We start from the raw sequence: 16,940 nt of genomic DNA on the forward strand, positions 1-16,940 counted from the left end.
TACAAAAACCGACCACTCAACTGATTTGGCGACTTCGGATGCGGCTGGGCGGCGAGGGCGGGGCGGGCCGCCACTTACCAGACGGCGCGGTCGGCGTCGAAGCGGGGGCCGCGCTTGACCGTGCTCGCGAGCATCGCCGCGATGCCGGTTGTCAGCGGGATCGCGAGCACGAGGCCGATCGACGCGACGAGCGTGCGGAACACCTCGGCGCCGATCTCGCCCGCGGTGATGGTGTCGAAGAAGCCCCGGTCCATCGTGGCGGCAACGAGCAGGATGGGCAGGGCCGAACCGATGTAGGCGTAGGCGAGCGTATAGACAGTCGAGGCGATGTGGTCGCGGCCGATGCGCATGGCGGCGGCAAACACCTTCCACCGCGACTCCCCCTGCATGGCGGCGCGGAGCTCCCACGTCGCCGAGGCCTGCGTGATCGTGACGTCGTTGAGCGCGCCGAGACTCGAAATGATGACCCCGGTGAGGAAGATGCCGCTCAGCGAGATGCCCGGCTGCGTCGTAAAGAGGTGCTGCGCATTCTCGTCGTCAGCGCCGGTCATGCCGGCGGGCCCGCTCGCGAGCAGCGCGATCAGCAGCGTGATGGCGATGCCCGCACACGTGCCGATCACGGCCGTGGTCGTGCGAATTGAGATGCCGTGCGCGATGTAGACGCTCGGGAAGATCATCGCCCCGGCCGCAACCAGCGCGACGAGAGTTGGGTTCGCGCCCGCCAGCAGCGCGGGTGCGAGGAACCAGGCCACGACGCCCACGCCGACGCTGAGTCCGAGCACGGCACGCAGCCCCCGGCCGCGGGCGACGAGCGCGACGACGAGCAGATAGAGCACGAAGAGCAGGCCGAGGGGAAGCTTTCGCTCGTGGTCGAAGTAGGAGTAGGTCTGCGGCGTCTCGGCGTTGGTGGCGGGGTCGGTTGCGCCAGTCACCGAGATGATGCGGATGCGGTCGCCCGCGTGCATGCCGCTCAGCACGTCGGCCGTCACATGCACCTCGATCGACTCGCCCGCGATGGCGTCCGACACGCCCGTCGCGGTAATGGTGCCGAGTTGGGGATCGGCCGGCACCTCGTCGACAGTGGCCTCGAGGAGCTCAACGCCCGGCGCGAGCAGCTGCGTGCGCGCTACCTGCGAGCCGTTCGGCCAGAGCGCGATCAGCCCGATGATGGTGGCCAGCAGCAACGCCACCGCGATCGCGCCGAGGGTGATGGTCGAGGCGCGCGAGGGCGCGGTCTCTTGGTCGACGGTGTGCCCGTGCACGTGGGAGGAACCCATGCCGCCAACCTTAATTCGCGAGGACGCTCCCTCACCTCTGCCTCGCCGCTGGGGTTGAGTGGTCGGTTTTTGTAGTTTCCAGTGCCTGGAAACTACAAAAACCGACCACTCAACCCCGTCGCAGAGGTGGAGGGGGTGACCGTCTGGCCGGTACACTCGGCCAAACTCCGTGCATCGAAGCACGGGCTGGGTAATGAAGGAGCGGCCATGCCTCCGATCGCCACCAACCGCCGCGTCGAATTCATCGACGCCTACCGCGATCTCGTGCTCGAGCGCGGCGAGCGCGGCGCGACCCTCGACGCACTCGCAAAGCACGTCGGCGCATCCAAGGGCGGACTGCTCCACCATTTCCCTTCAAAGTCCGCGCTCGTCGACGGCCTCTGCGAGCGTTTCATCGAGCTCGTCGCAGAAGACATTGCCGACCTCCCCGGCAGCGGCCTCACCCCAACCGAGTGGTATCTCGGCACTTCGAACAACTACACGGCGCCACTCGAGCGCACCATGTCCGCGCTCATCCGCCTCGCGCCGTCGAACGACGCGAAGATCCGGCCGGTGCTGCGCCGCGCCCGGGCGCAGTGGTACGGCATCGTACTCGCAGATGTTGGCGATGCGGTGCTCGCGAAAGCGATCATCCTGCTCGGCGACGGCATCGCCTACCACGCCGAAACGTACGGCACCACCGACGACGCCGAGTTCACCGATTCCGCGAGCGTCGAGCGGGTTGTCGAACTCGTCGCTCAACTGCGCGAGCAGCGGGCCTCGCGCCCCGATTCATCCCGTCTCTGAAATTCGTTGGATATACCGACCAGACTGTGTACTCTCAGTCAAACTCAACCCGACGCCACTACGTACGCGACCCGGCAACAACCAACCGGCACCGCGCCACAGCACTGGTATCCCTCGGTACGCAGAAGTCTCGAGCAGTGCACACCGCGGAATCGGACCCGGTGCGCAAATGTCGAGGCGTCCTGTCCAACCAGGAGCCGATATGTCTCGTGAGTTCGTATTTCCCGACGCCAACGCGCCTCGCGACCCGATGGTGGAGTCGCTCGTCCGTATGAGCCGCCAGGCCGCGGGCAGTAGCCTCACCCGCCGCTCCCTCTTCGCGGGTGCCGGCGCCGCCGGTTTGCTGTCACTCCTCGCCGCCTGCGGCACCGGCGGCACGACCCCCTCGGGCGGCGGCGAAACCGGCGCCGCGCTGACGCCGGCCACCGACCTCTCCGACACCGAAAAGCTCGTGCGCTGGTCGAACTGGACCCTCTATCTCGACTACGACGACTCGAGCGGCACCTACCCCACCCTCGAGAAATTCATCGAGACCTCGGGCATCGACGTCACCTACACCGAGGACATCGACTCAAACGACTCGTACTTCGGCAAGTACCAAAACCAGCTCTCGAACGGGCAGGACATCGGCGCCGACGTCATGACCCTCACCGACTGGATGGTCGCGCGCCTAATGCGCCTCGGCTACGTGCAGCCACTCACCCTCGACAACATGCCGAACGTACAGGCGAACCTGCTGCCCGAGTACATGAACGCGAGCTTCGACGAGGGCCGCAAGTACTCGGTCACCTGGCAGGGCGGCTTCACCGGCCTCGCCTGGAACAAACAGGAGGTCCCGAACGGCCTGCACACCCTCGACGACCTGTGGGACCCGAAGTACAAGGGCCGCGTCGTCGTGCTCGACGAGATGCTCGACACCATGGCACTGCTGCTCATGGGCAACGGCGTCGACATCGCGAGCGACTGGGGCGACGACGAGTTCGACGCCGCGCTCGACGTGCTCAAGGAGCACATCGCCTCGGGCCAGATTCGCCAGGTCAAGGGCAACTCCTATAAGGAGGATCTCATCTCGGGCGACGCCGTGGCGGTGCTCGCGTGGTCGGGCGACATCACGCAGCTCAACTTCGAGAACGGCGACCGCTGGGACTTCGCGCTGCCCGAGTCGGGCGGCGACCTGTGGGCCGACAACTTCACGGTGCCGATGGGTGGCACCCACACGAAGAACGTCGAAACGCTCATCGATTACTACTACCAGCCCGAGGTCGCCGCCGAGGTCGCCGCCTACGTGAATTACATCTGCCCGGTTGAGGGCGCCCGCGAAGAGATGGAGAAGATCGACCCCGAGCTCGCGAACAACGAGCTCATCTTCCCGACCGAGGAGTACCTCGCGAACTCGCAGACGATGCGCGCGCTCACGCCCGACGAGGACTCAAAGTACAACCAGCTCTTCCAGCAGGCGATCGGAAACTAGCCATGACCACGACATCTGCGACCGACCGGACCACCGGCGCGCTGGGCTCGGGCGGCTCCATGCTCGAGCTCGAAGGCCTGGCGAAGCACTATGGCGAGTTCACCGCCGTGCACCCGCTCGACCTGAATATCCCCGCCGGGCAGTTCTTTGCCCTGCTCGGGCCATCCGGATGTGGCAAGACCACCACCCTGCGGATGGTCGCGGGCTTGGATGCGCCGAGCGCGGGTTCGATTCGCATCGGCGGCACTGACATCACGCAGCTCCCGGCCCACAAGCGGCCGGTCAACACGGTGTTCCAGTCGTACGCGCTGTTCCCACACATGAGTGTGTTCGAGAACGTCGCGTTCGGCCTGAAGCGACGCCGCGTCGGCGACTGGAAGGCGCGCGCGCAGGAGTTCCTCGAACTCGTCGAACTTGAGCACCTCGCGAGCCGCAAGCCGACGCAGCTCTCGGGTGGACAGCAGCAGCGCGTCGCCCTCGCGCGGGCGCTCGTGAACAAGCCAGAGATCCTGCTCCTCGACGAGCCACTCGGCGCACTCGACATGAAGCTGCGTCGGCAGATGCAGACCGAACTCAAGCGCATCCAGACCGACGTCGGCCTCACCTTCGTGCACGTGACGCACGACCAGGAAGAGGCGATGTCGATGGCCGACACCGTCGCGGTCATGAACGCAGGTCGCATCGAGCAGCTCGGCCCGCCGCAGGAGCTCTACGACCTGCCGCGCACGGCATTCGTCGCGAACTTCCTCGGTCGCTCGAACCTCATGCCCGGCACCGTCGTTGGCCGCCGCGGCGAGTTTCTCGAAGTGGATGCGGCGGGGCACCGCGTGCTGCTCGCGGCGGCCCGCGCGGTGTCCGAGTCGGGCGACGTACTGGTGGGCGTGCGTCCCGAGAAGCTCGATATTCGCGCCTCGACCCCCGGCGACGCGGCGACTGCCGAGAACGAACTCGCCGGCATCGTCACAGACACCGCCTTCGCGGGCATGTCGAACGAGTATCACGTTGAGGTGCCCGGGCTTGGCGACTTCGCAGTGTTCGCGCAGAACCGCGGCGCGGCGATCCTCCAGCCGGGCGACGCGGTGACGCTGTCGTGGCACCCCGAGCACGCGTTCGGACTCGACGGCGCCGACGACGTCGACGCGGGCGAGGAATCGTGACATGGCCAGCACCGACTCTGACGCCACCACCGCCATCGCGGTGAAATCGGGCGGCGGCGTGCCGAGGGGGCGCCGCTCACGCGCGGGCTACGGCCTCGTCACGCCGGGCCTCCTGTTCCTGCTCATCTTCTTCGTCGTGCCGGTGTTTACGCTGCTCGCGACGTCGCTCTACGTGAAGCCACCGGGGGCCGACATCGGCCAGTACGCGCCGGCGCTCGAGTTCGGCAACTACGCCATCGTGCTCGGCGACTACTGGCCCGAGCTGCTGCGCTCGTTCGGCTTCGCGCTCATCGCAACGGTGCTCTGCCTCGTCATCGGCTACCCGATGGCGTACCTCATCGCGGTGCGGTTGCGCGGCCACGGGTTCCTCCAGGGACTGCTCCTCGTGCTGCTGATCGCGCCGTTCTTCACGTCGTTCGTGCTGCGCACGCAGGCGTGGCGCCAGGTGCTCGCGGACGAGGGGTTCGTCGTGCAAACGTTGAAAACGTTGCACCTCATGCCGGCCGACGCGACGCTCACCGCCACGAGTTTCGCCGTGGTCGCCGGCCTCACCTACAACTTCTTGCCGTTCATGGTGCTGCCGATCTTCGCGAACCTGCAGGCGCTCGACGGCCGGCTCCTCGAGGCGGGCCGCGACCTCTACGCGAACGACATGACGGTGTTCCGCAAGGTCACGTTCCCGCTGTCGGTGCCGGGAGTTCTCGCTGGCACGCTGCTCACCTTCATTCCCGCGGCTGGCGACTACGTCAGCGCAGCCATCCTCGGCAACAACCGAAATACGACGATGATCGGTCAGGTCATCGAGTCGCGGTTCATGCGGGTGCTCGACTATCCCGGCGCGGCCGCGCTGTCGTTCATCCTCATGCTCTCGATCCTGATCCTCGTGTCGATCTACGTGCGCCGATTCGGCACTCGAGACCTCGTCTAGGAGACCCGCAATGGCTATCGCAACTCAAGGCCGCGGCGCGAAGATCGGCGCCTCGCTCGGACGCTGGGCGATCCCCGTGCTTGGCGGGCTCGCTTTCCTCTACCTGCTGCTGCCGATCGCGTACATCTTCGTGTTCTCGTTCAACGAGCCGGCGCGCACGAACCTCACCTGGCGCGGGTTCACCTTCGAAAACTGGGCGAATCCGTGTGGCGCGCCTGGCGTGTGTCAGTCGGTCGGGGTGTCGATCCAGATCGGCCTCGTGGCAACGCTCATCGCGCTCGTACTCGGCACGCTGCTCGCCTACGGGCTCGACCGCTTCGCCTTCAAGTTCCGCGACTCGATGGGCTTTCTTATCTATCTGCCGCTCACGACTCCCGACGTCGTGCTCGGCGCATCCCTGCTTGCGTTCTTCCTCAACGTCGGCCTCGAGCTCGGCTTCTGGACGATCGTGATTGCCCACTCGGTGTTCTGTATGTCGTTCGTGATCGTCACGATCCGGGCGCGCATCGCCACGTTGAATCCGGCGATTGAAGAGGCCGGGCGAGACCTCTACGGCTCCCCCTCCCAGGTATTCCTTCGGGTCACGCTGCCGCAGCTCATCCCCGGCATCCTCGCCGCCGGCCTGCTGTCGTTCGCCATGAGCTTCGACGACTTCATCATTACGAACTTCAACTCGGGCACGGTCGAGACGTTCCCGAAGTTCGTGTACGTCGCGGCGGCCCGCGGCATCCCGGCCGAGGCGAACGTCATCGGCTCGGCGATGTTCCTCATCGCGGTGCTCGTCGTCGTGATCGGCCAGGTTGTGCCGTGGCTGCGCAAGCGCCGCCTGCGTGCCGCGGCGGCCGAGCCGGCCCCGACAACGCGAGCCCTCGCATCCCGCCACTAACCGCGAAACCGGTTGACCGCCGCGAAATAAAAGCTGAGTAGTCAGTTTCTGTACTTCTGACGGTCTCAGAACTACAAAAACTGACCACTCAACTGCTCCTGGAGATGCGGTGGGCGCGGGGATGTCGGTGGGGCACGGCAAGATGGGATGCATGACATCGATCGCACGGGCGCTAGAGCTGCGACGACTGATTGCCGAAAACACCACACTCGGGATGCTGCGCAAGGAGCACCTCCCGATCATCGCCGCGGTGCTTGGCACGCACCTCGGTGGCCCGGGCGAACGGATCGCCACCGACGAGCTCCACGAACGTCTCGATGCCGATCTCGAGGACCTCCGCGACCACTTCTCCCTCGGATCTGGCAACGGGAAGTCGTATTGCGACGAGTGGCGCAACGCAGGCATCCTCATTCGACGGCCCGCGTCGGCAGCTCGAGGCGAAACCTACGAACTTTCGGCCGCGGGATTCGACGCGCTACGCATCCTTGATCAGCTTCAAGAGCCGCAGTCCACCCTCACCGAGTCGCGGCTCATGACGCTCGCCACTACGTTGCACACCCTGGCGATCGACACCGACCCGAATCAAACGCGACGGCTCGAGGCCCTCGAACGGCAGCGCGACGCCATTGACACGCAGATCGCCCGCATCCGCAGCGGCGATATCGACGTGATCGACGCCGCGCGCGCAACCGAGCGCGTCACTGAAGTGCTCCTGCAGGCGCAGAACCTGCCCGCAGACTTCGCACGCGTGCGCACGAGATTCGAGGAGCTGAATCACGAGCTCCGGTCGAGCTTGCTCAATTCGGACAATTCGGTCGGCTCCGTGCTGGATGACGTGTTTCGCGGCGTCGACCTCATTGATTCGTCGGATGAGGGACGCACATTCGCCGCATTCTCCGCACTTATCCGCGACCCGGAGCGATCCGCCGCGTTCGACGCTGATGTCGCGGCGATCCTCGACCGCGATTTCGCGGCCTCACTCACGCCCGATACCCGCCGCGCGCTTCGCCACCTGATGCGCACCATGAAGCAGGGCAACCGCGAGGTGAACCAGTCACTCACCGAGTTTGCCCGCGGTCTTCGCCGCTACGTGCGCTCGCAAGACTTTCAGCGCGACCGCGAGTTGCGTCGTCTGCTCCAGGGTGCGCTCGGCGCGGCAGCCGAATCGCGCGGCAGCGTGAAGCCATACGCTCGAATCGGGGTCGACCTCGACCTCACGTCGATGCAACTCCGCAGCGTCGGCGCGATCGTGCCCCACGACCCCAGCGACTTCGAGGTCAGCGCGACGCTCGATGACGCAATCTCGGGTGAGACCGACTTCGCGCGACTCGCGGAAATCGCGCGAGAGACCGAAATCGACTTCACCGAGCTCGCGGGCCACGTGAATCACGCGCTCGAGCACGGCAAACCGGTGACGGTCGCGGAGATCTTGACCGCGCATCCGGCGACGCAGGGCGTTGCAAGCGTCATCGGCTTGCTGTCGCTTGCGGCGATTCAGGGTGAAGTGACCGACGACCAGGACGAATTGCGATGGCGGGGCCGAGACGGCGTTGAACGCAGGGCCAACGTAATGCGGCATCTCTTCTCCAAGGAGGTAATTGCGTGAACGCGACCGAACACGGCCAGGCAGAGCCCGGTGGTCGAAACGAAGCAGCCCTGTGGCGCAATGACACCGGCACACTTCACGAGACGTCCCGGAGAACGCTGCTGCACCTGCTGAAGGGCCCCTACCTGTCGGGAACCACGCACTCAAACCTCTGGACGGCGCTCCTCGCCGATGAGGCGGCAATCCGCTCGCGCCTGCATGATCTCTTCCTCGAGCTTGTCATCGACCGGGACGACGAATTCGCCTTTGTGCAGAAGGTGCACACGGACGAGCTCGATGTGCCGACCGCACTTCGCAACGAGCCCCTCACCTTCCTCGACACCGCGATGCTCCTCACACTGCGGCAAATTCTGCTCGCGAGCGGCGGCGAGCAACGAGTAATTGTCGGAAAGGAGGAGGTCTACGAGCAGATGCAGGTCTACCGCAACGGTGACGAGGTGACCTTTGAGCGCAATCTCAATAGCGCTTGGGGACACATGAAAGACCGCTACCGGATCCTGCACAAGGCGGCTGATGACCGCGTCGAGATCTCTCCTGTCGTGAAATTCCTCATCGACGCCGACCGCGTGCGCGAACTCACCGCCATCTACCGCAACCTCGAGCCAAGTGAACAGGACACCGCCGAATGACGCACGCACCGGCCGCGCCCGCACGCCACATCGGCCCCGCGGGGCAATGGCGGCTCGCAGAAGTCCAGCTCGCCAACTGGGGCACGTTCGATGGGGCCATTTACCGGATCCCGATAGCCCGGGAGGGTCACCTCATCACCGGGCCCTCCGGCTCGGGTAAGTCATCCCTGCTGGACGCCATCTCCGCCGTCCTCACACCCGACCACTGGCTACGGTTCAACACCGCCGCGCAGGGCGCGACGACACGCGACGACCGCCGAAATTTGATGAGCTACGTTCGTGGCGCATGGAACCGGGCCAGCGACGAGTACGAAGACCGCGTGGTGAGCCAGTACCTCCGGCAGCGTGCCACCTGGGGTGGGATTTTGCTGCGGTACGACAACGGCGTCGACGACCCCACGACGCTGGTTCGCCTCTTCTTTGCCAAGGGCACGAGCACCCAATCCGCCGATCTCGCGAGCATATTCATGATCGAACGGTCGCCGTTGGATCTCCGCGAGCTCGAGCCCTTCGCCGCCAAGGGGCTCGAGACGCGCAAGATCCAGGCGCAGTGGCCGGATGCGTTGGTCACGACTACCGGCTCGCATCGCGCGTTCTACGCCCGGATGCGCAAGATCTTCGGTATCGCGAACGACAGCGCATTGCAGCTGCTGCACAAGACGCAGTCGGCCAAGAGTCTCGACAGCCTCGATCAGCTGTTCCGTGACTACATGCTCGATCGGCCGCGGACCTTCGACATCGCCGACAACGCGACCGAACAGTTCGGGGAGCTCAACGACGCGCACGAACACGTGGTGCAGCTGCGGATGCAGCGTGACCACCTCGAGCAGCTTCAAGTCCAATCCGAGGCCTACGACGCCGCCCTCGACGCAGCCCGGTCGGCGAATGAACTCGCGGATGCGGTGCTCCCCTACCAGCGCGGCCGACGGCGCGACCTGGCGCAAGCGGAGCTGGTTCGGGTCGATGAGGACATCCAGGCACTGATCCCCGGCATCGAGCACGCGAGCCGCCACGTGAAACAAGCACGGGAGGCCCTCGATGTTGCGAGACAGCGAGAGCAGCAATTGACCGGCAGCGGAGTCGACCAGCTTCGCCTCAGGATTGATGCCGCCCGCGAGGACGTCGATCGCACCGCGAAACGGTGGCAGAACCTATCAACGCAACTCGCGAAAGTCGGAATCAACCACGCGCCGGAAACTGCGGCCGAATTCGCCGAGCTATTGGCCCAGCTTGATCAACGGGCCAATGGCTCGTTGCCGGTCGGTGCAAGCTACGTACAACAGCAACTGCTCGCCGACGCTAAGCGCAATCTGGCGCAGGTTGGCGCCGAAATCGAGACGTTGCGGCGCAGTGGTACGAGCGTCCCCGCAGCGCTGCTCGAGATTCGAGCGCAGATCGAGCGCGCGATCGGGGCGTCCCCGGGCGCGCTGCCGTTCACCGCGGAACTCATCGAAGTGCGGCAGGAATACGCGGAGTGGACCGGCGCGATCGAGCGGGTCCTTCGCTCGATCGCCCTCACGATGTTGGTGCCCGAGCATCACCTTGCGGAAGTCCGTCGCTGGGTTAACGCCCACCGGATTCCGGGCCGGCTGCGGTTCGAGGTGGTCGGTGAGCCGGCCCCACCGCAGCCCGCTGCTAGCGACGTGTCGCTCGTCAACCGCGTCGCTGTCGCCGAGCATCCATATGCTGCGTGGCTTGCCGGCGTGCTCTCTACGAGGTTCGACTACGCCTGTGTCGACAGCCCGGATGATTTCGATCGCCATGCGCGCGCAATCACCAAGGAGGGCCAGCTCAAGCAATCGGCGACCCGTTACGAGAAAGACGACCGGCACGACATTTCCGACCAGCGGTATTGGGTTCTCGGCGACCGCGAAGCCAAACATGAAGCACTGATCACACACCTCCATCGGGCCGAAGCTGAGGTTAAAGCAGCCGAGGCGATCGTCGACCGCGCCGAAGCCGCCAAGACTCAGGCCATGGTGCAGAACGCAACCGTCGCTGCGATTCGAAGCCAGGACTGGCGTGACCTCGACCGAGGGAGCGCCGAATCGTCGCTGCGCAACCTTGAGCAACAACTCGACGCCCTGACCCGCACCAACAGCGATGCGAGTGCTGCCGTCGCTGCGGTAACAGCGGCCCGCAACGTTGTGGCAACCGCGGACGAACAGCTCGAGCAACTTCGCGTCGAGCTCAGCGATCGGCAACGGCAGCAGCGAGAACTCACGCGAGAGATCGATGACATGGATGCGCAGTTCGTGTCAACCGGTGCACCGTCACTCAGCGAACATGTGATGGACGAGCTTGAGCGGCGTTTCCGTGCATCACAGCGCCTGATCACGCGCAGCAATATCGGCGACATCGGCGCGGAAGTCGCCAACGCTCTGCGCCGTGAACTGGATGCGGCGAACCGCGACGCTGCGCAGTCGTCCGGCCATCTCGTGAACCTGGCCACCGAGTTCAAGGGACGCTGGCCCGCGGCTGCCGCCGACCTCGCCCCGGCAGTTGAGGACCGCCAGGGCTACCTCGAATTACTCGGGACAATCGCTGCGCACCGGCTACCCGACCACGAATCGCGCTTCCTCAAGCTCCTGCGCGAGCGCTCCCGCGACATGGTCGGTGACCTGCGCTCCGAGATTCTCGCGGCGCCGGACGAGGTCCGGGACCGCATCGTGCCCGTCAACTCGTCGCTGCGGAAGTCGCCGTTCGATCGTGACCGATTCCTGAGCATCCGGGTCAAGACGAACCGGCCGAGCGCCGCCAAGGAATTCCTCGACGATCTCCGGGCCATTGCCGAGGGAGGCTGGGAGGACGACGATGCCGAGACGGCCGAGACACGGTTCCGCACGTTGGCCCGGATCATGCGTCGGCTCGAGTCGAGCGATCACGTCGATCGCCAGTGGAAGAACCAATGTCTCGACACGAGGCTGCACGTCACGTTTCTCGCGGACGAGATTGACGAGGACGAACGCGTCCACGCCACTTTCGACTCGGCTGGGGCGCTGTCGGGCGGTCAGCAGCAGAAGTTGGCCGTGTTCTGCTTGGCGGCGGCGCTTCGGTACCAGCTCGCCGACGCTGACGATGCCCACACCAAGTACGGCACGGTCGTCCTCGACGAGGCTTTCGATAAGGCGGATGCTCGGTTCACCCGGATGGCGCTCGACGTGTTTACCGAGTTCGGGTTCCACCTCGTGCTCGCAACCCCGCACAAGCTCTTGCAGACGCTTGAGCCCTACATCGGTGGCGTGACCGTGGTGGAAAACCCGACCCGACGCAAGTCCGAATTCGCAGACGTGACATGGGAGCGGCGCTAGCGATGCGTTTGATTACGGAGGCCCGCGAGTTGGCGACGAAACGGGTTCGGTCGAGCAGGAGTGGTTGGGCGGCCGAGCGGATCGCACCGACGGACCAAGCTTTCGAGTGGACCATTGCCCTGCATCCGCCGACCGAGCGCGAGATGCGCGCCGACGAGCATGCTGCCGAGTCGTGGGCGCGAAGCTGGCGTGGCTTGGCCGACGCGCCGCCGAACTCCGGCATTCGGATTGAATGGGGAAACCGCACGTGGAAGAGCATCGGCAAACAACATGTGCCGGTTCGAGCTGTCTTCTCGAGCCCTGATGGTGTCGCGGCATTCGCGGGTGGAGCCGCGAAACGTGAGTGGGGCGTGCTGCGCGACCGGGCGGATGCGGTGGCCGAACGGTTTGTTCGTGCGCCAGAGCTCGCGGCGGTAGTTCGGAGCCGCGCGGCCATGATTCTTGCCCTCGCCGAGGGGGACTTTGGCACGTTGCTCGACGTGGTCGAGTGGCTGGCGACGAACGATGTGGCCAGATTGCGGCCCCGGCAACTGCCGATCCGTGGCATCGACACGAAGTGGTTCGGTGCACATCGCGGACTCGTCACCGAGTTCTTGGCTGCGCTGACGAGTCGTGAGCCGGGCATTGTGGACTCAGACGCGCTTATCCGAGTGCGCGTGCTCGACCCGACCCTCGCGCCAGGCGAGATCCTCGACTTCGCGGCGCCCGCATCCGAGCTTGATGCCCGCGCCTATCGGCCGCGGGTGACATTCGTGTTCGAGAACGTCGAGTCGGTGCTCGCCATGCCGCCCTGGCCCGGGGCCATTGCGATACATGGTGCCGGCTACGCGGTGAACCTCCTCGAGCAGATTGCCTGGGTTCGGGAGTCTCGGGTCATTTATTGGGGCGATCTCGACTCGCACGGATTCGCGATTCTGCATCGCTTGCGGACGCACCTGCCCGACGTGACTTCAACCCTGATGGATGAAGCGACGCTGCTCGCGCACCGCGACCTCTGGGTCAAGGAATCCAGGCCGCATCGCGGGCTGTTCGCGTCGCTCACCGCCGGGGAGCAGCTCGCACTCGACCTCTTGCGTTCAGAGGACGACACCCGCCTCGAGCAGGAACGCATCCCCTGGTCGGCTGCCCTCTTCGCCCTATCCCAAGCCTCCGCATCCGCATCCGCGAGCAGACTGAACCAATAGTCCTCCACTAGTTAACTGCTCCGTTTCGAAACAAGGTTTGTGGCTGCAGCAATGAACAAACCAAGTAGAATAATGGGTCGGCTGCACGAGTAGGTGACATCTGATCTGGCTTGCCCCCAACTATGGGGCAGGTCTGGAAGGATGCCATCGTGCCCAAGCCCTACCCCGACGAGTTCCGCAACGACGTCGTTCGAGTCGCTCGGAACCGTGAACCCGGAGTGACGATCGAACAGGTCGCCAAAGACTTCGGAGTCCACCCGATGACCCTGCAGAAATGGCTGAAACGAGCCGACGTCGAGACCGGTGCCAAGCTCGGCCTGACCCGCGCAGAAGGCGCGGAGTTACGGGAGGCCCGTAAACGGATCCGGTTGCTGGAGCAGGAGAACGAGGTCCTGCGCCGCGCAGCGGCGTATCTGTCCCAGGCGAACCTGCCGGGAAAAGGTACTACGCGCTCGTGAAAGAGCTCGCCACCGACGGTATCCCCGTCACGGTAACGTGCCGGGTCCTCAAGCTCGCCAGACAGCCCTACTACCGGTGGCTGAACGCACCCATCCCCGAAAGCGAGGTGGTGGCTGCTTACCGCGCCAACGCACTGTTCGACGCCCACAAGGATGATCCGGAGTTCGGGCACCGGCTGCTCGCCGACGAAGCCCGTGAGGCCGGCCAGGCGATGGCCGATCGCACCGCGTGGCGGCTGTGCCGCTCAAACCGGTGGTGGAGCAAGTTCGGGAAGAAGAAGGGCAAGAACCAGCGTCCAGGCCCCGCCGTCCACGACGACCTCGTCAAGCGCGACTTCTCCGCCCGGACGGCCAACGAGCTCTGGCTGACCGACATCACCGAACACAAGACCGCCGAAGGCAAGCTCTACCTCTGTGCGATCAAGGACGTCCACTCCAACCGAATCGTCGGCTACTCGATCGACTCCAGGATGAAGTCCCGGATCGCGGTGAACGCGCTCGACAGTGCCGTTGCCCGCCGCGGCGACGTCGCGGGCTGCATCGTCCACTCCGACCGCGGATCGCAATCCGCTCGAGGAAATTCCTGCGGGCCCTGACCCGTCACGACCTGCTCGGGTCGATGGGCCGGGTGGCCGCGGCTGGGGACAATGCCGCCATGGCATCGTTCTTCAGCCTGCTGCAGAAGAACGTCCTCGACCGGCAATCCTGGGCCACCCGTGAGGAACTGCGAATCGCGATCGTGTCCTGGATCGAACGCACCTACCACCGCCGACGACGCCAGTCCCGACTCGGCCGCTTGACCCCTGTTGAATTCGAGACAATCATGACCACACCAGCCGACCTGGCTGCGTGACTAGAAACTGACACCTATCCGTGCAGCAGACCCCTTTGCCCCCGCCAGAAGGCTCAGTACTCACGCTAGACCCCAAAATCACGCGAATCACTTCGACGTATGCGGCTGGCGTGCGCTCTGCATGCCACTGCGAAGCAGACGATGCTGCCTCAACTTTCCGGTAGTCGCAGGGACATTCCTCCGGTGGCTGCGACTGGAGGCACGGAGCGAAGCCCCTTCAGCGGAAAGCGAGTTATGCCGTACTGCCGGGGAGCTCGGCGCGCACGATTTCTGCGCCCGCGTTCAGGGCACTCAGCTTCGCGAGTGCGACGTCGCGCGGGAAGGGGGCCATGCCGCAGTTGGTGCTGGGGATGAGCTTGTCCGCATCCACAAACTGGAGCGCTGCCCGAAGCGTCGCGGCCACTTCTTCCGGCGTCTCGATCGTTTCGTTCGCGACATCTATGGCCCCCACCATGACCTTCTTGCCACGGATGAGTTCGATGAGGTCAAGCGGGACGTGGGAGTTGTGACACTCTAGCGAAACGATATCGATGCTGGACTGCTGCAGCAGCGGGATGAACTCCTCGTACTGCCGCCACTCGGACCCTAGCGTCGCCTTCCAGTCGGTGTTCGCCTTGATGCCATAGCCGTAGCAGATATGCACAGCAGTCTCGGCGCGGAGTCCTTCGGCGGCCCGTTCCAGTGCCGCAATGCCCCAATCGCGCACGTCGTCGAAGAACACGTTGAACGCTGGCTCGTCGAATTGAATGATGTCAACGCCCGCCGCCTCGAGTTCTTTCGCCTCCTCGTTGAGGATCGTCGCGAATTCCCACGCGAGCTTCTCTCGGCTCTTGTAGTGCCGATCCGCAAGCGTGTCGATCATGGTCATCGGCCCGGGCAGCGCCCACTTGATCGGCTGATCAGTCTGCTGGCGCAGGAAGCGCGCATCCTCGACGAAGACGGAGGCGTCTCGGCTCACCGCACCCACCACGGTCGGTACGCTCGCGTCATAGCGGTTCCGGATGCGCACGGTCTCGCGGCGCTCGAAGTCGACCCCGCTGAGATGTTCGATGAATGTCGTGACGAAGTGCTGTCGGGTCTGCTCACCATCGCTGATGATGTCGATGCCGCGGCGGGCCTGCTCATGGGCGGCGATCCGCAACGCATCCTGCTTGCCCTCGGCCAGCGCATCCCCCTGGAGATTCCAAGGCGACCAGAGCGTTTCCGGCTGTGCGAGCCACGACGGCTTTGGCAAGCTGCCGACGGTTGCGGTGGGGAGAAGCTTTGGCATATTCGAGTGAACTCCGGCGGTCATTACACGAGGACAGGGACGTTGGCGGCAAACTGTTCGAGCGCCGCTCCGTGCGGCTTCATGAGGTGTTCCTCGGTGAACTTGCCCTGCTTGGTCGCCAGCTCGCTCCGCTCGACGCGATCGTAATCAATGAGCGTCTTGGAGAAGTCCTGCGAATCCAGCGACGGGCGGTAAATTCCCGCGGCGGCCGAATTCGCGTTGTAAATCTCTGGGCGATAGATCTTTTGGAAAGTCTCCATCGTGCTGATCGTGCCGATGAGCTGCAGGTTGGAGTAGTCGTTGAGCAGGTCGCCGCGGAAATAGAACGCGAGCGGGGCGACGGTGCCTCGCGGCATGAAATACCGCACCTGCAGGCCCATCTTCCCGAAGTAGTCGTCGGTCAGGGAATAGTCGTTCTGCTGATACTCGACGCCGAGAATCGGGTGGTGATTCTCGGTGCGGCGATATGTCCTGCTCGTCGAAACGCTGATGCAGATGACGGGCGAGCCGAGGAAGCGCTCTTGGTAAACCGCGGAGTCAAGGAAGTGTTGGAAGAGCTTGCCGTGCACATCGCCGAAGTCATCGGGAACGGTGAATTCCGTTGCACCCTTGTTGGCAGCCGGGAGCCGCACGCTGAAGTCGTAGTCGCGAATGTAGGAAGAGAAGTTATTGCCAACAATCCCCGGGTGCCGAACGCCAGACAGCCGGTCGAGGATTTGGACATCGAGGATCTCCAGAAATGGAAACTGCTGGTCCTGATCGGCTGCAGTGAACTGCAAGTCCGCTGACACGATCTCCAACTCAACCTCGTAGCGATCCTGGTTCCCGTTGTCCCACTCCGCAAGATCATTGAACCGACGGTTGATCATCGTCAATGTGTTGCGGAGATTCTGATGCCGGTGCTCGCCTCGCGCCAAATTCGCGAAGTTCGTGGTGATCCTCGAGTTCTCCGACGGAGCGTAGTCCTCGTCGAATCGGGTGGTGGAAATCTTGAACGTGAACTCGTTCGTCATGTCCGTCCAATCTGGGCGCGTGATCGGCCGGGCTCGGCCTTGCGGAAGTCGATGCATCCATACTGCAGGCACAAAGGTGCCATCAAGTAACTTGCGGCACCTATGGACTCC

13 protein-coding genes and 2 pseudogenes are annotated in these 16,940 nt (G+C 64.6%); 11 read left to right on the forward strand and 4 right to left on the reverse strand.

What is annotated here, in order from left to right:
- Nucleotides 1-74: 74 nt before the first annotated feature.
- A complete protein-coding gene (locus tag EJL01_RS03995; RefSeq protein ID WP_125106350.1) occupies nt 75-1,277 on the reverse strand; it encodes a YibE/F family protein in 1,203 nt (400 codons plus the stop codon).
- A gap of 207 nt (nt 1,278-1,484) precedes the next feature.
- Between EJL01_RS03995 and EJL01_RS04000 the strand changes: the two genes are divergently transcribed.
- The 8 genes and pseudogenes from EJL01_RS04000 to EJL01_RS13465 all read left to right on the forward strand — a co-directional run.
- Nucleotides 1,485-2,063 carry a TetR/AcrR family transcriptional regulator gene (locus EJL01_RS04000; RefSeq protein ID WP_125106351.1) on the forward strand — a complete coding sequence of 193 codons (579 nt, stop codon included), beginning with the start codon at nt 1,485-1,487 and terminating at the stop codon, nt 2,061-2,063.
- 202 nt (nt 2,064-2,265) lie between these two features.
- Nucleotides 2,266-3,534 carry an ABC transporter substrate-binding protein gene (locus EJL01_RS04005; protein ID WP_206427672.1) on the forward strand — a complete coding sequence of 423 codons (1,269 nt, stop codon included), beginning with the start codon at nt 2,266-2,268 and terminating at the stop codon, nt 3,532-3,534.
- A gap of 2 nt (nt 3,535-3,536) precedes the next feature.
- Nucleotides 3,537-4,691 (forward strand): ABC transporter ATP-binding protein, encoded by a 1,155-nt coding sequence (locus EJL01_RS04010; RefSeq protein WP_125106352.1) that lies wholly within the window; start codon nt 3,537-3,539, stop codon nt 4,689-4,691.
- 1 nt (nt 4,692) lies between these two features.
- Nucleotides 4,693-5,619 carry an ABC transporter permease gene (locus EJL01_RS04015; RefSeq protein WP_125106353.1) on the forward strand — a complete coding sequence of 309 codons (927 nt, stop codon included), beginning with the start codon at nt 4,693-4,695 and terminating at the stop codon, nt 5,617-5,619.
- 10 nt (nt 5,620-5,629) lie between these two features.
- Nucleotides 5,630-6,505, forward strand: coding sequence for an ABC transporter permease (locus EJL01_RS04020; protein WP_125106354.1), 876 nt, complete (start codon nt 5,630-5,632; stop codon nt 6,503-6,505).
- A gap of 151 nt (nt 6,506-6,656) precedes the next feature.
- A complete protein-coding gene (locus tag EJL01_RS04025) occupies nt 6,657-8,111 on the forward strand; it encodes a DUF3375 domain-containing protein (RefSeq protein WP_125106355.1) in 1,455 nt (484 codons plus the stop codon).
- On the forward strand, nt 8,108-8,740 hold the full coding sequence (locus tag EJL01_RS04030; RefSeq protein WP_125106356.1) for a DUF4194 domain-containing protein: 633 nt from the start codon (nt 8,108-8,110) through the stop codon (nt 8,738-8,740). The genes EJL01_RS04025 and EJL01_RS04030 overlap by 4 nt, the downstream gene beginning before the upstream one ends.
- A pseudogene (locus EJL01_RS13465) lies at nt 8,737-8,916 on the forward strand (ATP-binding protein); the annotation flags it as partial. The gene EJL01_RS04030 and the pseudogene EJL01_RS13465, both read left to right, overlap by 4 nt.
- A gap of 33 nt (nt 8,917-8,949) precedes the next feature.
- On the opposite strand, the gene EJL01_RS13210 reads toward EJL01_RS13465, so the two are convergent.
- Nucleotides 8,950-9,576, reverse strand: a complete 627-nt coding sequence (locus EJL01_RS13210; protein WP_235988556.1) for a hypothetical protein — start codon at nt 9,574-9,576, stop codon at nt 8,950-8,952.
- 66 nt (nt 9,577-9,642) lie between these two features.
- Here EJL01_RS13210 and EJL01_RS04035 point away from each other — a divergent pair, with 66 nt between their 5' ends.
- From EJL01_RS04035 to EJL01_RS04045, 3 genes and pseudogenes are all read left to right on the forward strand, one after another.
- Nucleotides 9,643-12,051, forward strand: coding sequence for an ATP-binding protein (locus EJL01_RS04035; RefSeq protein ID WP_241209096.1), 2,409 nt, complete (start codon nt 9,643-9,645; stop codon nt 12,049-12,051).
- 2 nt (nt 12,052-12,053) lie between these two features.
- On the forward strand, nt 12,054-13,235 hold the full coding sequence (locus EJL01_RS04040) for a Wadjet anti-phage system protein JetD domain-containing protein (RefSeq protein WP_164509709.1): 1,182 nt from the start codon (nt 12,054-12,056) through the stop codon (nt 13,233-13,235).
- Nucleotides 13,236-13,384: 149 nt separating this feature from the next.
- Nucleotides 13,385-14,546, forward strand: a pseudogene (locus EJL01_RS04045) (IS3 family transposase).
- Nucleotides 14,547-14,778: 232 nt separating this feature from the next.
- Here the strand turns inward: EJL01_RS04045 and EJL01_RS04050 are convergent.
- Nucleotides 14,779-15,816 (reverse strand): methionine synthase, encoded by a 1,038-nt coding sequence (locus tag EJL01_RS04050; protein WP_125107395.1) that lies wholly within the window; start codon nt 15,814-15,816, stop codon nt 14,779-14,781.
- A gap of 23 nt (nt 15,817-15,839) precedes the next feature.
- Nucleotides 15,840-16,829: a putative oxygenase MesX gene (locus EJL01_RS04055; RefSeq protein ID WP_125106359.1), complete on the reverse strand. Its 990-nt coding sequence runs from the start codon at nt 16,827-16,829 to the stop codon at nt 15,840-15,842.
- Nucleotides 16,830-16,940 lie beyond the last annotated feature (111 nt).

It is taken from the genome of Gulosibacter massiliensis (assembly GCF_900626105.1).
Classification (GTDB): domain Bacteria; phylum Actinomycetota; class Actinomycetes; order Actinomycetales; family Microbacteriaceae; genus Gulosibacter; species Gulosibacter sediminis.